Source organism: Aeromicrobium phragmitis, from assembly GCF_003674095.1.
In the GTDB taxonomy this organism is placed as follows: Bacteria; Actinomycetota; Actinomycetes; order Propionibacteriales; family Nocardioidaceae; genus Aeromicrobium; species Aeromicrobium phragmitis.
Window position 1 is genome coordinate 1 of sequence record NZ_RDBF01000003.1, and the last position, 15,955, is coordinate 15,955.

General features: G+C 69.2%; 16 protein-coding genes. 9 read left to right on the top strand and 7 right to left on the bottom strand.

Translation table 11 applies throughout. The annotated features are described in order from the left end of the window. Positions 1–445 (bottom strand): DUF222 domain-containing protein (locus D9V41_RS04610; protein ID WP_121793386.1); only part of this gene is annotated, 445 nt, incomplete at its 3' end. Between the two features lie 526 nt (positions 446–971). Here D9V41_RS04610 and D9V41_RS04615 point away from each other — a divergent pair. Then, a complete protein-coding gene (locus D9V41_RS04615; protein WP_121793387.1) occupies positions 972–1,730 on the top strand; it encodes an SGNH/GDSL hydrolase family protein in 759 nt (252 codons plus the stop codon). 221 nt (positions 1,731–1,951) lie between these two features. Here the strand turns inward: D9V41_RS04615 and D9V41_RS04620 are convergent, their stop codons facing one another. After that, positions 1,952–2,638 carry a M23 family metallopeptidase gene (locus D9V41_RS04620; protein WP_208006747.1) on the bottom strand — a complete coding sequence of 229 codons (687 nt, stop codon included), beginning with the start codon at positions 2,636–2,638 and terminating at the stop codon, positions 1,952–1,954. A 233-nt stretch (positions 2,639–2,871) separates the two neighbouring features. Here D9V41_RS04620 and D9V41_RS04625 point away from each other — a divergent pair, with 233 nt between their 5' ends. From D9V41_RS04625 to sucD, 3 genes are all read left to right on the top strand, one after another. After that, positions 2,872–3,132: an SDR family oxidoreductase gene (locus D9V41_RS04625; RefSeq protein ID WP_121793388.1), complete on the top strand. Its 261-nt coding sequence runs from the start codon at positions 2,872–2,874 to the stop codon at positions 3,130–3,132. 134 nt (positions 3,133–3,266) lie between these two features. Beyond that, positions 3,267–4,430: an ADP-forming succinate--CoA ligase subunit beta gene (gene sucC, locus D9V41_RS04630; protein WP_121793389.1), complete on the top strand. Its 1,164-nt coding sequence runs from the start codon at positions 3,267–3,269 to the stop codon at positions 4,428–4,430. Between the two features lie 15 nt (positions 4,431–4,445). Continuing rightward, the gene (gene sucD, locus D9V41_RS04635) at positions 4,446–5,342 is read left to right on the top strand and encodes a succinate--CoA ligase subunit alpha (RefSeq protein WP_121793390.1); all 897 of its coding nucleotides are present in this window, start codon (positions 4,446–4,448) and stop codon (positions 5,340–5,342) included. A gap of 194 nt (positions 5,343–5,536) precedes the next feature. Here the strand turns inward: sucD and D9V41_RS04640 are convergent, their stop codons facing one another. Beyond that, on the bottom strand, positions 5,537–7,357 hold the full coding sequence (locus D9V41_RS04640; protein WP_121793391.1) for a SigE family RNA polymerase sigma factor: 1,821 nt from the start codon (positions 7,355–7,357) through the stop codon (positions 5,537–5,539). Between the two features lie 70 nt (positions 7,358–7,427). Between D9V41_RS04640 and D9V41_RS04650 the strand changes: the two genes are divergently transcribed. Genes D9V41_RS04650 through purH form a run of 3 tightly spaced genes read left to right on the top strand, consistent with a single transcriptional unit; the run spans position 7,428 to position 10,754 of the window. Continuing rightward, on the top strand, positions 7,428–8,561 hold the full coding sequence (locus tag D9V41_RS04650) for a cell division protein PerM (protein ID WP_166375917.1): 1,134 nt from the start codon (positions 7,428–7,430) through the stop codon (positions 8,559–8,561). Next, a complete protein-coding gene (gene purN, locus D9V41_RS04655; RefSeq protein ID WP_208006748.1) occupies positions 8,545–9,198 on the top strand; it encodes a phosphoribosylglycinamide formyltransferase in 654 nt (217 codons plus the stop codon). The genes D9V41_RS04650 and purN overlap by 17 nt, the downstream gene beginning before the upstream one ends. Continuing rightward, entirely contained in the window at positions 9,195–10,754 is a 1,560-nt protein-coding gene (gene purH / locus D9V41_RS04660; RefSeq protein ID WP_121793395.1) for a bifunctional phosphoribosylaminoimidazolecarboxamide formyltransferase/IMP cyclohydrolase, read from the top strand. The genes purN and purH overlap by 4 nt, the downstream gene beginning before the upstream one ends. Here purH and D9V41_RS04665 read toward each other — a convergent pair. Beyond that, on the bottom strand, positions 10,726–11,370 hold the full coding sequence (locus D9V41_RS04665) for a TetR/AcrR family transcriptional regulator (protein WP_208006749.1): 645 nt from the start codon (positions 11,368–11,370) through the stop codon (positions 10,726–10,728). The two genes, purH and D9V41_RS04665, sit on opposite strands and share 29 nt — an antisense overlap. A gap of 105 nt (positions 11,371–11,475) precedes the next feature. On the opposite strand from D9V41_RS04665, the gene D9V41_RS04670 reads away from it, so the two are divergent. Then, the gene (locus D9V41_RS04670; protein ID WP_121793397.1) at positions 11,476–12,339 is read left to right on the top strand and encodes a bifunctional methylenetetrahydrofolate dehydrogenase/methenyltetrahydrofolate cyclohydrolase; all 864 of its coding nucleotides are present in this window, start codon (positions 11,476–11,478) and stop codon (positions 12,337–12,339) included. Next, entirely contained in the window at positions 12,336–12,614 is a 279-nt protein-coding gene (locus tag D9V41_RS04675; protein ID WP_166375918.1) for a DUF3017 domain-containing protein, read from the top strand. The genes D9V41_RS04670 and D9V41_RS04675 overlap by 4 nt, the downstream gene beginning before the upstream one ends. Before the next feature lie 18 nt (positions 12,615–12,632). Here the strand turns inward: D9V41_RS04675 and D9V41_RS04680 are convergent, their stop codons facing one another. From D9V41_RS04680 to D9V41_RS04690, 3 genes are all read right to left on the bottom strand, one after another. Next, positions 12,633–13,622 (bottom strand): malate dehydrogenase, encoded by a 990-nt coding sequence (locus D9V41_RS04680; RefSeq protein WP_121793713.1) that lies wholly within the window; start codon positions 13,620–13,622, stop codon positions 12,633–12,635. Positions 13,623–13,677: 55 nt separating this feature from the next. Further along, positions 13,678–14,262, bottom strand: coding sequence for a dihydrofolate reductase family protein (locus tag D9V41_RS04685; RefSeq protein ID WP_121793398.1), 585 nt, complete (start codon positions 14,260–14,262; stop codon positions 13,678–13,680). A 92-nt stretch (positions 14,263–14,354) separates the two neighbouring features. Beyond that, the gene (locus D9V41_RS04690) at positions 14,355–15,950 is read right to left on the bottom strand and encodes a catalase (RefSeq protein WP_121793399.1); all 1,596 of its coding nucleotides are present in this window, start codon (positions 15,948–15,950) and stop codon (positions 14,355–14,357) included. Positions 15,951–15,955 lie beyond the last annotated feature (5 nt).

The window sequence follows — 15,955 nt, forward strand, 5'->3', positions numbered from 1 at the left end:
GGGCGATGAACCGCCGCATCCACTGGCGTAGTTCGCCGGTGGTGTGCGTGGCAGCGTAGGAGACGACTTGGCGGTCGAGCTTCTCGACCGACCGTTCCTCGGTCAGCTTCCAGGCGCCGGCCGCGATGATCGACACCCGCGCCGCATCCAACTCCCCATCACCGAACGCCGCCCACACGGCCGGCAGGTCATCGCGCGCGGTCTCGGCCTCATGCAGACGCGCGGCCAGCTGATGCTCACTCCACCCGTTCGCCTGGGCGATCACCGACCGCACCGCCGCGACCTCAAGCTCCCGCGCCCGCGGTTCGAGCTCCCGCTCAATCCGAGCCGTCTCGGCGTCGAGGTATTCCAGCATGCCCGACCAGCGGCGGTACTCCGCGAGAGCATTCTCGCGCCGCAACTCGGCCACCAGGCCGACCCGGACGTCAGAGCTGCTCTCGATCATGTTCCCAACCTAGAGAAGGCCACCGACACTCCCACGACCTTGTTCACAACCCCAACATCGGTGGTCGAGTAGGAGGTCGCTCAGCGACCGAGGTATCGAGACCACGTCACGTGAGATGTGGTCTCGCTCCGTGGCGGCTACGCCCTCACTGCCACGGCTCCATTGCGGCTCGCACCTACATCTCCCTTAGGTGGTCGAGTAGGAGGTCGCTCAGCGACCGACGTATCGAGACCACGCCACGTATGTGGTCTCGCTCCGTGGCGGCTACGCCCTCACTGCCACGGCTCCATTGCGGCTCGCAGAGCTCGCCGCTACTCGACCACCTAGGTCGAGTAGGCCCGAGGAACGAGGGCCGTATCGAGACCACGTCACGCCGCGTGGTCTCGATACACGGCTCGTTCCGGTTCCTGAGTAGCCGCGAGGAACGAGCGGCGTATCGAAGGGCGCCGCTACTCGACCACCTACACCTGCGGCCACATCCCTACCGGAAGCGGCCGGGTTAGTTACCGCCGAGTACCGTGGGTGCGTGACTTTTCGACGCTTCGTGGCCTTGGGAGATTCGTTCACCGAAGGCGTTGGTGACCCGGACCCGAGCCGCCCGAACGGCGTGCGCGGTTGGGCCGATCGCGTGGCGGAGGTGCTCGGCCGGGACGAGCCCGATTTCGGCTACGCGAACCTGGCGATCCGCGGCCGCAAGCTGCGCCCGATCGTCGCGGAGCAGCTCGAGCCGGCGATCGCTCTGCAGCCTGACCTCATCACCATCTACGCGGGCGCCAACGACATCCTGCGTCCGAAGGTCGACATCGACGACTTGATGGGGCTCTACGACGACGCCCTCGGCAAGCTGGCCGCGACCGGTGCTCGACTCGTGGTGTTCACGGCGTTCGATCCCGCTGGATACCCCATCTTCGGCTCGCTGCGCGGGCGGTTCGCGATCTACAACGAGCTCGTGCGCGAGATCGCGGAAACTCATGGGGCGACCCTGGTGGACTTCTGGCGGTTGCGCGACTATCGCGACGACCGGATGTGGGATATCGACCGTATGCACATGTCGAGCGCGGGACACCAGCGCATGGCCATGGCGGTCCTCGAAGCCCTCGGCGTGCGCCACGAGCTGGAGACCCTGCCGTTGATGGAGATCCCGCCGATGTCGGGTGCCGAGCGACGCGCTGCCAACGTGGAGTGGGTCCGCGAGTACGCCGGCCCCTGGGTCAAACGCCGGCTGACCGGCACTTCCAGCGGCGACGGCCTCACCGCCAAGTACCCCGCCTACATCCGCCTCTGAGCGGGGTGTGGTCTCCCTCCGTGGCGGCTACGCCCTCGTTGCCACGGCTCCAATGCCCGCTCGTTCCTCGCGGGCTACTCGACCACCGACAACGTGCCTTGACGCCGAGTGCCGACTCACCCGGGTGCGGGTGGTCGAGTAGGAGGTCGCTCAGCGACCGACGTATCGAGACCGAGTGACGTCGGTCGCTCGCGCGCGCTGCTCCGCCGCGGCTATGCGGGTCAGAGGGAGACGTTGTGGTTGCTGAAGGCGGCGACCGGGTCGACCGGATCTCCGCCGCCGGGGCGGACCTCGAGGTGGAGGTGCGGACCGGTGACGTTGCCGGTGGAGCCGGTGTAACCGATGACGTCACCGGGGCGGACCATGTCGCCCTCGGAGACCGAGATCCGGCTCTGGTGCGCGTACCAGATCTCGGTGCCGTCCTCGAGCACGATGACGGTCTTGTTGCCGTACGCGCCCTCGTAGCCGGCGGACTTCACGGTGCCGGCGGCGACCGAGACGATGGTGGAGCCGGACGGGCCGGCGAAGTCGAGACCGGTGTGACGGCCGCTGGACCACAGGCCGCTTGACTGACCGAAGCGCGCGGTGAGGCGGTAGCCGGCGACCGGCACGACCCACTGGTTGGCGACTTCCTCGGTGTAGGACTCGACGGCCTGCTCGACCTGCTGGCGGGCCAGCTCGATCTGCTCGGCCTGGCGGTCGCTCTGCTCCTGGATGAGCTGGCGGTCGAAGTCGCGGCTGATGTCGACGGCGTTGGTGCCGCCGAGCTCCATGCCGCCCACGTAGTTCTGGCTGAGCGTCTGGTACGAGTTCGACGAGAGGGCGCCGCTGTCGGCGACCCCGCCGACAGCAACCGTGCCGACGCCCGCCGAGGCGACGGCCACGAGGCCGACGATGGCGGGCGTCACACGAAGATTGAGGGATCGCTGTTTGCTGGCAACGCGCTTCCCCTTACGCGGGGTGCGCGGGGTCTGCGGACTGTCGAGTCGGCGACGAGGCCCTGTCGACTTCACACACACTCCGTATCGATGGTGGACAACTCGGTCGAGCCTAGCGCATGGGTGGTGACCGTTTTCAACCATCTCGGCGAAGTGAAACGCATCCGTCCGCGTGTCCCTGGACACGTGCCACAGTGGGGGTCATGACCGGACCACGCATCGTCGTCGGCTCGCCCCGCGGCGAGGAGGCTGCGCTCATCACGGAGGCGCGACGGCTGCGCGACGCGGGGGCCGGGGTGATCTTCGTCGGCGCCGGCGTCGGGGCTCAACAGCTCGCCGCGACGGCCGTCAGTGAGGACGTCGCCGAAGTCGTCGTGGCGGATGCCGATGCCTGCGACGCGGTCGTGACCGCCCTCGCCCAGACCGACGCGACTGATATCGCCGTCCGCGTCGTCGGGTGTTAGGCCCCCGTCGTTGCAGGGCCGAATCCCGCCCCGCCGTGCCGAGGAGGGGTAGGGAGCGTTAAAGTCGGCACGGCTCGAAGGGTGCTCACTGCCCTGGGGGAGCGCCGCTAACTCGACGAAGGACGGTTGTCACCGTGGATTTGATGGAGTACCAGGCGAAGGAGCTCTTCGCCAAGCACGATGTGCCGGTCACGCTCGGCAGCGTGGTCACCACCGCCGACGAGGCCAAGGCCGCTGCTGAGCAGATCGGCGGCACCGTGGTCGTCAAGGCGCAGGTCAAGGCTGGTGGCCGCGGCAAGGCCGGCGGCGTCAAGTTGGCCAAGACCCCCGACGAGGCTTACGAGCACGCGTCGAACATCCTCGGGATGGAGATCAAGGGCCTCACGGTCAACCGCGTCCTCATCGTTCCGGCGGCCGAGATCGTCGAGGAGTACTACTTCTCCTTCCTGCTCGACCGCGGCAACCGCAGCTACCTCACCATCGCGAGCGTCGAGGGCGGCGTGGAGATCGAGGAGGTCGCCAAGACCAACCCCGACGCTGTCCGCCAGATCCCGGTCGACGCGACCACGGGCGTCGACGAGCAGAAGGCGCGTGAGATCGTCGCCGACGCCCGCTTCCCGCTCGAGCTCGCCGACCAGGCCGTCGGCACCATCCTCGCGCTGTGGAAGGTCTTCGTCGAGGAGGACGCCACCCTCGTCGAGGTCAACCCGCTCGCCCGTCTCGCCGGCGACAAGCTCGAGGCGCTCGACGGCAAGGTCTCGCTCGACGAGAACGCTGACTTCCGCCACCCCGATCACGCTCAGTTCGAGGACAAGGCCGCGGCCGACCCGCTCGAGGCCAAGGCCAAGGAGAAGGGCCTCAACTACGTCAAGCTCGACGGTGAGGTCGGCATCATCGGCAACGGCGCGGGCCTCGTCATGAGCACGCTCGACGTCGTCGCGTACGCCGGTGAGGCGCGCGGCAACGTCAAGCCCGCCAACTTCCTCGACATCGGCGGCGGCGCCTCGGCCGAGGTCATGGCCAACGGCCTCGACGTGATCCTCGGCGACCCGCAAGTCAAGAGCGTCTTCGTCAACGTGTTCGGTGGCATCACGGCGTGCGACGCCGTGGCCAACGGCATCAAGGGCGCGCTGGAGCTGCTCGGCGACAACGCCACCAAGCCGCTCGTGGTCCGCCTCGACGGCAACAAGGTCGAGGAAGGCCGCGCCATCCTCGACGAACTGAACCACCCGCTGGTGACCCAGGTCGACACCATGGACGGTGCCGCCGACAAGGCCGCCGAGCTCGCGAACGCGTAAGGACTGAGGAACAGCATGTCGATCTATCTGAACTCCGACTCCAAGGTCATCGTCCAGGGCATCACCGGTGGCGAGGGCACGAAGCACACGGCCCTCATGCTCAAGGCCGGTACGAACATCGTGGGCGGCGTCAACGCCCGCAAGGCCGGCACGACCGTGAGCCACGTCGACGCCGAGGGCAAGGACGTCGAGCTTCCCGTGTTCGGCTCGGTCTCCGAGGCCATGCAGGAGACCGGTGCCAACGTGTCGGTCGTCTTCGTGCCGCCGGCGTTCGCCAAGGACGCCGCTATGGAGGCCATCGACGCCGGCATCGAGCTGCTCGTCGTCATCACCGAGGGCATCCCGGTGCAGGACACCGCCGAGTTCTTCGCGCACTCGCAGGGCACCACGACGCGCATCATCGGCCCCAACTGCCCGGGCATCATCACGCCGGGCGAGGCCCTCGCGGGCATCACGCCGGCCACCATCGCCGGCAAGGGCCCGATCGGTCTGGTCTCCAAGTCGGGCACGCTGACGTACCAGATGATGTACGAGCTGCGTGACTTCGGCTTCACGACCGCCATCGGCATCGGCGGCGACCCGATCATCGGTACGACGCACATCGACGCCCTCGAGGCGTTCGAGGCGGACCCCGACACCAAGGCGATCGTCATGATCGGCGAGATCGGGGGCGACGCCGAGGAGCGGGCGGCCGAGTTCATCAAGGCCAACGTGACCAAGCCCGTCGTCGGCTACGTCGCCGGCTTCACCGCTCCGGAGGGCAAGACGATGGGTCACGCCGGCGCCATCGTCTCCGGTTCCTCGGGTACGGCCGCGGCCAAGAAGGAGGCCCTCGAGGCCGCGGGCGTCAAGGTCGGCAGGACGCCGAGCGAGACCGCCGCGCTCATGCGGGAGATCCTGCAGAGCCTCTGAGCCACGCACGACGACGAGAGCCCCGGCCCCCCGGCCGGGGCTCTCGTCGTTCCTGGGTCATAGGTGGTCGAGTAGGAGGTCGCTCAGCGACCGACATGGAGCGAGACCAGGTTGCGTAAGGTGTGGTCTCGATACGCCGCTCGTTCCTCGCGGCTACTCGAACACCTAGAGCGGTCAGTCCGGGTGCTGGGCGGTTACTGGTCGGCGTAGACGAGGCGTTGGCCGGCGCGGTCCATGAGGGCGGCGAACTCCTCGGCCGAGAAGACGTTCTCGCCCGACGGCGGGGCCAAGACCTGCGTGACATGGGGTCCGCGGCGGACGACGCCCATGCGGTAGTTCACGCGCTGGTCGCGGCCGGTCTCGAAGCTCAACCGCCAGCCGACGCCGGCATAGCCGGGACCGGCGATCTCCTGTCGTTCGTCGATCTGCGCGGACAGCTCGGTGTCGCCGCAGCCGTCGACCTTGGCGGCGATCTCGCCGACGAGCGCCTCGGCGGCCTCGGGAGAAGCAGTGCGGGCCACCGTCTGGGCGACGGCGAACTCCTGCGGCAGCTCGGTGGCGTCGGGGATGGCGATGAGCCGGGTCGCGACGTCGCTGAAGCCCTCGCCGCTGAAGTCGGTCTTGTCACACAGCGAGGCGGCCGGGTTGAGGCCGCCGTTCGGCGCCTGCGCGGGGCCGGCGGCCCAGACCCGGTCGACCTGGCCCAATGGCGGCATGTCGACGACGCTCAGGAACCGCGGGAACTGTTCGGTCTGCGGGGGAAGGCTCGGCTCGACGGTGATCTCGTCGGTGCACTCGCCACCGGAATCGGCACACACCTTCGCGATCGAGTCGTTGAGGCTGCGGGCGAAGGTCTCGACGTCGGTCGGCTCCGTGCCGTTGACCTCGTGGATGAGGGTGCTCGTGACCGTGCCCGATTGCGCAAGCCCGACGCTGATGAAGCGGGCGGGCTCGCGGTACGACTGCAGGCGCAGGATCTTGAAGTCGCCGAACGGGCGCTTGACGGTGTACGAGTCGATCAGACGGGTGCGCGGGTGGGCGCAGTTGGCGTACCAGCCCAACAACGTGCCGTAGGCCGCCTCGGACGCCTCGCGGCTGCGGGAGACCTCGATCGACTGCGCGACCCGCTCGGCCGAAGGCTCCGTGCTGTACGCCCGCACGAAGACCTTGAGCGGGTCCGGGTCGGCGAATCGGGTGGGCGGACACGTCGAGTACGGGGTCTCGTTGACCGTGTCGGTCTCGGTCGCGTCGACCGTCCATTCACGTTCGGGGTTGAGCCGCTGGACCTGCTCGCGTGAGAGGAGGTCGTCGGTGTCGATGTTGTGCGAGTCGAGAATGACGTCCGGCCGCTCGGCGCCGATCTTCTCGCGGTAGGGCACCGCTTCGAGCGTCCCGAACGCGTCACCGTTCGTGGCCGCGAATCCGCCTGCGAACAACGCGAGCACCGTCGCGGCGACGAGCAGCGCCGAATTGCGTCGGCCACTGCGCTTGGCCGCGCGCCGGACGCGCTCGGGGTCAGGGAGCTCGAGGCCCTCGACGGTTTCGCGAAGCTGGGTGAGCCGCCCCTCGAGGCTCTCCAGCGGCTGCTCGAGCGCCTTCTCCAGCGCCGTCAGCGCGTTGGTGGCCAGCTCCATGCCCACGGCGTCGTCGACCTGCATCTCGACGGTGGCGTCGTCGAGGTCGACTCCGGCCACGGTCAGCAGCGTGACGATGCGGCGTTCGTCGTAGTCGAGGCGGTGCAGCGCCTCGAGCAACGCCTGGTCACCGTCCTCCTCGTGTCGACGGCGCAGCGGATGCGTGCTCCGGTTGAACACTGTGAGCTTCGAGGCCTGGTCGCGGACGTAGGCCACCGGGTCCCGGCCGCGCAAACTGCCCCACGAGCGCCACGCGCGCTGGTAGGCGTCCAGCGTCGCGTCCCGAGCCACCTGGCGGTCGCCGCAGAGGGCGTACGTCGTCGCCAGCACCCGGCGGCGGGTGGCGCGGTAGAAGTTGTCGAACTCGTCGACACGGGTCATCGCACTCGCCTCCTCGGGGGTCTCGGCGTGGCTGGGTGCAACGTCGCAACTTTACAGGTTGGATTGTCGAGTGCCTGCTTCCTCCACGTTCCACCGCACCGATCCGTGGCGGCCGGCACTGCTGACCGGCGTGCTCGCCGTGCTGATCCCGGTCGTGGTCTGCGTCGTGGCGGCAGCGGCCGCGACCCGCCATCTCGGTTTCGACACCCTTCGTGTCGGCGCGCGCGCCTGGTTGCTGGCAGTCGGTTCGTCCATCGAGGTCGGGGGCGCGACGATCGCGCTCCTGCCGCTCGGTGGAGCACTCCTCGCCGCGTTCGTCGCCGCCGTGGTGGCCGCCATCGCGGGCCGCGGCGGAGCTGATGACGCGATCGGATTCGGTGCGATCAGCGGCGGGGTCGCCGGTGCGCTCGCCGCCGTGCTCTCCGCCGTCACCTCGACCTCGACGGTCACCACGTCGTTCGCGCGCGCAGCGTTCGGCGCCTTCCTCGTCGTGGGCATCGGCGCGGCGGTCTCGGTCGCGGTCCGCCATCCGCGTTCGCGCCGGCTGCCGGTCCGCGTCCGCCCCTTCGTTCCGGCGCTGGCGGAAGGGCTGCGCGCGGCTGGGGTCGTCGTCCTGGCCGCGTTCGTTCTCGTGATGGTCATCGCGGCGAGCCGGGTCAACGCGGCGGCCGACCTCTGGGCGGCCCTCGATCCGGGCTACACGGGCGGACTCGTCCTCGGCCTGGTGTGTCTGCTGGCCCTGCCGACGATCGTGGCGTGGGCCCTCGCGGTCATTCTCGGCCCGGGCATCGCGCTCGGCGTCGACACACGAGTGGACATCGCCGGTATCGATGTCGGGACGCTCCCGGCCTTCCCGCCGCTGGCGATCCTCCCCGAGCCGGGCCCGTTCGCCGACGCCGTCGTCGTGATCATGGCGATCCCGGTTCTCGCGGCCGGGTGGGCGGGATCGCGTCTCATCGAGCGTCTCGCGACCGAGCGGTTGATCGAGCGGCTCGGCCACGCCGCGCTGGCGGGAGCGGTGGCCGGCCTGCTGCTCGCGCTGATCGCGATCAGTGGTCGCGGAGCCATCGGTCCGGGGTTGCTCGCCGAGGCCGGGCCGCCGGTGCTGAGCACGCTGCTGGTGGCGATCGCGTCCATGTCCGTGGGTGGCGCGCTCGGTGCCCTCGCGTCCCACTATCGTGGAGCCCGTGCCGACAGCGAATGACCGCGCCGCCGCGCCGGCGCGACTCGTCGTGCTGGTGTCCGGCAGCGGAACCAACCTCCAGGCTCTCCTCGACGCCACCGCCGACCCCGGCTACGGGGCGCAGGTCACCGCCGTCGGCGCCGATCGCGCCGACATCGAAGGGCTGCGACGGGCCGAGCGCGCGGGCGTACCGACCTTCGTCGTGCGGCTCGGCGACTTTCCCGACCGGGAGGCGTGGGACGCCGCACTCGCCGAGCAGGTTGCCCAGTACGAGCCCGATCTCGTGGTTCTCGCGGGCTTCATGAAGCTGACCGGCCCGGCCTTTCTCCGGAGGTTCGGCGGGCGCACCCTCAACACCCATCCCGCGCTGTCGCCGTCCTTCCCAGGCATGCACGGGCCCCGGGACGCCCTCGAGTACGGCGTCAAGATCACCGGTGCCACGTTGTTCGTCGTCGACGAGGGTGTCGACACCGGGCCGATCGTCGCTCAGGTCGCCGTCCCGGTCCTCGACGACGACGATGTCGCGTCCCTGCACGAACGCATCAAGGTCAGTGAACGTCAGATGCTCGTCGACTGGGTGGGGCGGCTCGCCCGCGAGCCGTTCGCCGTCGACGGGCGTCGCATCATCCGCCAGCAGACAAAGGACTCCACCGAATGACCTCCTCCGATCGTCAACCGCTCCGCCGGGCGCTCGTCTCGGTATATGACAAGACCGGGCTCGAGGACCTCGCCCGCGACCTGCAGGCCGCCGGGGTGCAGATCGTGTCGACCGGGTCGACCGCGAAGGCGATCGAGGCGGCCGGCGTCGCCGTGACACCGGTCGAGGAGCTCACGAACTTCCCCGAGTGCCTCGACGGGCGGGTGAAGACGCTGCATCCGCGCGTGCACGCCGGCATCCTCGCCGACCGCCGGCTGGAGCGGCACCGCGAGCAGCTGTCCGAGCTCGGCATCGAGCCCTTCGACCTGGTGGTCGTGAACCTGTATCCCTTCCGCGAGACCGTCGCGTCCGGCGCGGCGCCCGACGAGGTCGTCGAGCAGATCGACATCGGGGGCCCGTCGATGGTCCGCGCCGCGGCCAAGAATCACCCGAGCGTCGCGGTCGCCGTATCGCCGGACGCCTACGGCGACGTACGCTCGGCGCTGTCCGAGGGTGGCTTCACCTTCGCGCAGCGGCGCCACCTCGCGGCGCAGGCGTTCGCGCACACCGCGGCGTACGACGCCGCGGTCGCCTCGTGGTTCGCGTCGTCCTACGACGCAGCTGAGGACGGCTGGCCGGCTTTCGTCGCCGAGACCTGGGACAAGCAGGACGTCTTGCGCTACGGCGAGAACCCGCACCAGGAGGCCGCGCTGTACGCCGACGGCTTCGGCGGCCTCGCCGGCGCCGAGCAGCTGCACGGCAAGGAGATGAGCTACAACAACTACGTCGACACCGACGCCGCCATCCGCGCGGCCTTCGATCACGCTCGTCCCGCCGTCGCGATCATCAAGCACGCCAACCCCTGCGGGATCGCCGTGGGCGAGGACATCGCGCAGGCTCATGCGCGGGCCCACGCCTGCGACCCGGTCTCGGCGTTCGGGGGCGTGATCGCCGCCAACCGCCCGGTCTCGGTGGCCATGGCCGAGCAGGTCGCGGAGGTGTTCACCGAAGTCATCGTCGCGCCCGACTACGAGCCCGGAGCCGTCGAGGTGCTCCAGGGCAAGAAGAACATCCGCATCTTGCGGGCCCCGGAGCTCGGGCAGTACCCCGCAGCGGAGTTCCGGCAGATCAGCGGCGGGCTACTCGTGCAGCTGCGTGACCGCGTCGACGCCCCGGGCGACGACCCGCGGAACTGGACGCTCGTGGCCGGCGAACCGGCCGACGAGGCCACGCTCGCCGACCTCGCCTTCGCCTGGACGGCGGTGCGTGCGGTGAAGTCGAACGCGATCCTGCTGGCCAAGGACGGCGCCTCGGTCGGCGTGGGCATGGGACAGGTCAACCGCGTCGACTCGTGCCGCCTCGCCGTGGAGCGTGCCGGCGAGGAGCGGGTCCGAGGATCGGTGGCGGCGTCGGACGCGTTCTTCCCGTTCGCCGACGGCCCGCAGATCCTGCTCGACGCCGGCGTGCGGGCGATCGTTCAGCCCGGCGGCTCCGTCCGCGACGATCAGACGATCGAAGCGGCCGAAGCCGCCGGGGTCACGATGTATGTCACGGGGACTCGGCACTTCTTCCACTGATGTCGGAGAAGACGCGCGTCACGGCCTCGTCGCCGAGCACATGAGCGGCGACGAGATTGCGGATGGCCCGTGCGAGGCGACGTGCCTCGGCCTGGTCGTCCGGCCGAGACTGTCGGCGCATGGCCGCCCCGACGACCTGCGCGGTCACGAGGGAGACGAGCTCCTCGGTGTCGCCGCGGACCCCCGCGCTCTTCAGCGTTTCGGTGATGAAGGAACTGAGGGCGTGAAGTCCCGCGAACGCCACGTCGCGCAGTTCCGGGTCTCGGGCGGCGTGCAAGTAGACCGACAGCTCCAGCGCCGAGGAGTCGAGGTCACGGATCGCGAAGACGGCCTCGACGATCTGTGTGCCGACGTCGAGGTCCAGCAACCCCGCTCCGTCCATCGACACGTCGGGCAGTTGCTCGAACGACTGGATGAAGCTCGCAACGTGATATCGCAACGACTCACGAACCAATTCATCGATCGAGGCGAAGTAGTAGGTGGTCGCGGCGAGGGGAAGGCCGGCTTCGGCCGCGACCGCCCGGTGCGTGACGGCGCGGATACCGCCCTCGCCGAACACGCGGATCGCGGCCTCGAGCAGGGCTTGGCGTCGTTGACGGCTGCGTTCTTGGGACAAACGTGCGCGTGGCAAAATAACCTCTTCCATGAGGGAGTGGGGATGAGGGTCGGGGAACATCCTAGGCCCAGGAAAGGCCGACCGGGCACGTGAGAAACTGTGGGGGTGACTGCGCAGACCCTCGACGGCAAGGCCGTCGCCGCCACGATCAAGTCCGAACTCACCGAGCGGGTCGCCGCGCTTCGCGCCCAGGGCATCGTCCCGGGGCTCGGCACGATCCTCGTCGGTGACGACCCGGCCAGCCAGTGGTACGTCGGAGCCAAGCACCGCGACTGCGCGGAAGTCGGTATCGAGTCGATTCGCATCGATCTGCCGGCGACCGCGACCCAGGCCGAGGTCGAGGCCGCGGTCGACCAGCTCAACGCCGACCCCGCATGCACGCTCTACATCGTTCAGTTGCCGCTGCCGCGCGGCCTGGACGAGAACGCGGTGATCGGACGGATCGACCCTGCCAAGGACGCCGACGGTCTCCATCCCACCAACCTCGGATGGCTCGTGCTCGGCAAGGAGGCTCCGTTGCCGTGCACGCCGCGCGGCATCATCGAGCTACTGCGCCGTCACGACGTCGAGATCGCGGGCAAGCACGCCGTCGTCATCGGTCGCGGGGTCACCGTGGGCCGGCCCATGGGCTTGCTGCTGACCCGGCGCAGTGAGAACGCCACCGTGACGCTCTGCCACACCGGCACCAGGGATCTCGCGGCCGAGGTGCGCCGCGCCGACATCGTCATCGCCGCGGCGGGCGTGCCCGGCATCATCACCGCCGACATGGTCAAGCCCGGCGCCGCGCTGCTCGACGTCGGTGTCAGCCGCGACGAGAACAACAAGATCGTCGGCGACCTCGCCCCCGACGTCTGGGACGTCGCCGGTTGGGTCACGCCCAACCCCGGGGGTGTGGGCCCGATGACCCGCGCCATGCTGCTGAGCAACGTGGTCGACTTCTCCGAGGCGCAGGCGCAGGCTCAGCGGTGAAGCTCCCCCGCAGCCGCGGTTCGCGCATCTACCTCGCGCAGCTGGTCGTCGTCGCCGTCGGCCTGCTGCTGATCGCCGTCGACGCCTGGCGTCTCGGGGTAGGCGTCGTCGGCGCCTCGTTCATCGTGGCGGCGGGACTGCGAGCCGTCGTGACTCCCGATGAGCACGGCATGCTGCGGGTCCGGGGCAAGGCCTTCGACATCGCCTGGATGCTCCTGCTCGGCGTCGCGCTGGTGACACTCGCGATCGTCGTGCCGCCACAGCCGCCGTTGTGAACCGGCGAGACCCCTCGCTCAGATCAGGCCGAGCTGGTCGACCGCGTCGCGTTCCTCGATGAGTTCGGCCGCTGTGGCGTCCATCCGCGCACGGCTGAAGTCGTCGATCTCCAAGCCCTGGACGATCTGCCAGTCCCCGCCCGAACACGTGACGGGGAACGAGTAGACGATGCCCTCGGGCACTCCGTACGAGCCGTCCGAGGCGACGGCCATCGAGACCCAGTCGCCCTCGGCGCTGCGGGTAAGCCAGTCGCGAGCGGCGTCGATCGTGGCCGACGCGGCGCTGGCGGCCGACGACGCCCCGCGTGCCTCGATGATGGCGGCGCCGCGCTTCGCGACGGTGGGGATGAAGTCGTTCTCGATCCACGCCTGGTCGTCGATGAGATCGGCGGCGTTCTTGCCCCCTACTTCGGCGTGGAAGAGGTCGGGGTACTGGGTGGAGGAGTGGTTGCCCCAGATGGTCATGCGGCGGATGTCGCCGACCCTCGCGCCGGTCTTGGCGGCCAGCTGACTGATGGCCCGGTTATGGTCCAACCGGGTGAGCGCGCTGAACCGTTCGGCCGGGATGTCGGGCGCGTTGCGTAGCGCGATGAGCGCGTTGGTGTTGGCGGGGTTGCCCGTGACACCGATGCGCACGTCGTCGGCCGCCACCTCGTTGAGCGCGCGTCCCTGCTCGGTGAAGATCGCACCGTTGGCTTCCAGGAGGTCGCCGCGCTCCATGCCCTTGGCGCGCGGTCGCGCACCGACGAGGAGGGCGAGGTTGACGCCGTCGAAGATATGGCGCGGATCGTCGCCGATCTCGACGGAGTCCAGCGTCGTGAAGGCGCAGTCGTCGAGTTCCATGACGACGCCCTCGAGCGCGCCCAGTGCCGGGGTGATCTCGAGGAGTCTCAATTGGACGGGGATGTCGGGTCCGAAGATCGCGCCACTGGCGATGCGGAACAGGAGGCTGTAACCGATTTGACCGGCCGCACCCGTGACGGCGACCTTGACTGGGGACTGGCTCACGACGTTGTGCTCCTCGTCTGGTGGGTACACGACGAAACTAGCGCATGCTCATCGCTTACGTCCTGCCTCGAGTGACCGCGTAGGTGAGGTGGGCGAACTGTCCGCGGCGTTCGACATCGACCAGACGCATCCGGTGCGACTCGATGCGTCGCGGCAGCAGCGGCGCCCCCGCGCCGAGGGTGACCGGTGCGATGCTGACCTGGATCTCGTCCAGAGCCCCGGCGTCATCGAACTGCCCGACGAGATCGCCGCCGCCGACGATCCACACGTCACCTCCGGCGGCCGTCGCCTCGATGTCGGCGCGGTGGTCGGCGACGTTGCCCTGCACGATGCGGACGTCGGCCCCTGGGGGAATCGGCAGATCACGGGTGCTGAACACGACCACCGGCTTGCCGCCGGAGGCCTGCGCCCACTGCTCGGGCTGGGCGAGCGCGTCGGACTCGCGCAGCACCCATTCGTAGGTCGAGGAACCGTACACCGCGACGCCGACACGGTCCATGAACGCCTGCCAGGCGTCGGCGTGCTCGGGCGCGTCGGTGGAGCTGCCGCCCTCGACCGCGAACAGCCAGCCGAGGGAGTGGTCCGGGTCGGCGAGGTAGCCGTCCAGCGTCGCAGCGGTGTTGAACACGAAACGCGTCATACGCCGAACTTACGCCGGTCCACCGACATCGCGCGAGAACGGCGAAGGAGCCGCCCACCTCGCGGTGAACGGCTCCTTCGTGGGTGAGAACGTCAGCCCGCGTGGGTGTCGGACTCGACGATCGGCGCCGAGGCGTTGGCCTGCGCGGCCTCCGTCTCGGTGCCCGGGTTGGGCTGGCCCAGTCCGGCGCGCACGAGCTCCTCGATCCGCTTGCCGCACTCGGCGTCGACGTTCTTCCAGTACTCGAAGGCGCGCTCGAGGACATCGCCCTTCACGCCACCGAGGAGGTGACCGGCCACGTTGTTGACGAACTCCTCGCGCTGGGCGTCGTTCCAGACCTCGCGCACGAGGGTGCCGGCCTGCGACCAGTCGTCGTCCTCGGCCCGCAGGGTGTACGCCTGGCGCACCATCTCGCCGTCGGTCTCCCAGCCGTCGGTGACCGTGCCGGTCTCGTCGGAGTAGCCGCGACCGAACGAGTTGGGCGCGTAGACCGGGGCGTCACCGCTGTGCTCATAGGCCATGGAGCCGTCGAGCAGGTAGGTGTTGTGCTGCGCGACGGCCCGCGGACGGTTGACCGGCAGCTGGTGGTGGTTCGTGCCGATGCGGTACCGCTGCGTGTCGGCGTAGGCGAACGTCCGGCCCAGCAGCATCTTGTCCGGACTGAATCCGATACCCGGGACGACCGAGGACGGGGCGAACGCGGCCTGCTCGATCTCGGCGAAGAAGTTGTCCGGATTGCGGTTCAGGGTCATCGTGCCGACCTTGACCAGCGGGTAGTCGCTGTGCGGCCAGATCTTCGTCAGGTCGAACGGGTTGATCCGGTACGTCTTGGCGTCCTCGTACGGCATGAGCTGCACCGAGAGGGTCCAGCTCGGGAACTCGCCGCGCTCGATGGCGTCATAGAGGTCGCGGCGGTGGAAGTCGGCGTCCTGCCCGGCGATGCGGTCGGCTTCCTCGCCGGTCAAGCCCTCGACTCCCTGGTTGCTGTGGAAATGGTACTTCACCCAGTGCTTGTCGCCGGCCTCGTTGATCCACAGGTAGGTGTGCGAGCCGTAGCCGTTCATGTGGCGGTACGTCTTCGGGATGCCGCGATCGCCCATGAGGTACGTGACCTGGTGGGCCGACTCGGGGTTGAGGGTCCAGAAGTCCCACTGCATGTTGTTGTCGCGCAGGCCGCTGCCGCCCCGGCGCTTCTGCGAGCGGATGAAGTGCGGGAACTTCATCGTGTCGCGGATGAAGAAGATCGGCGTGTTGTTGCCGACGAGGTCGTAGTTGCCCTCGGTCGTGTAGAACTTCAGTGCGAAGCCACGCGGATCGCGCCACGTGTCGGGGCTGCCCTGTTCGCCGGCCACGGTGGAGAAGCGGGCGAGCATCTCCGTCGTCGCGCCGGGCTGGAAGAGCGCGGCCTTGGTGTAGGCGCTGACGTCCTCGGTCGTCTCGAAGACGCCGAACGCCCCCGAGCCCTTGGCGTGCACGTTGCGCTCGGGCACCCGCTCGCGGTTGAAGTGCGCCATCTGCTCGATGAAGTGCACATCGTGCAGCAGGATCGGCCCGTCGGCGCCGACGGTCAGGCTGTTGCGATCCGATTCCGCCGGGGCGCCGTTGCCTCGGGTCGAGCCGAGATCGGCCTCTGCCGTGGGTTTGGCGGCAAACGAGGTTCCGTCGTTCGGCTGGGGGATCTGTGCCATGCAGT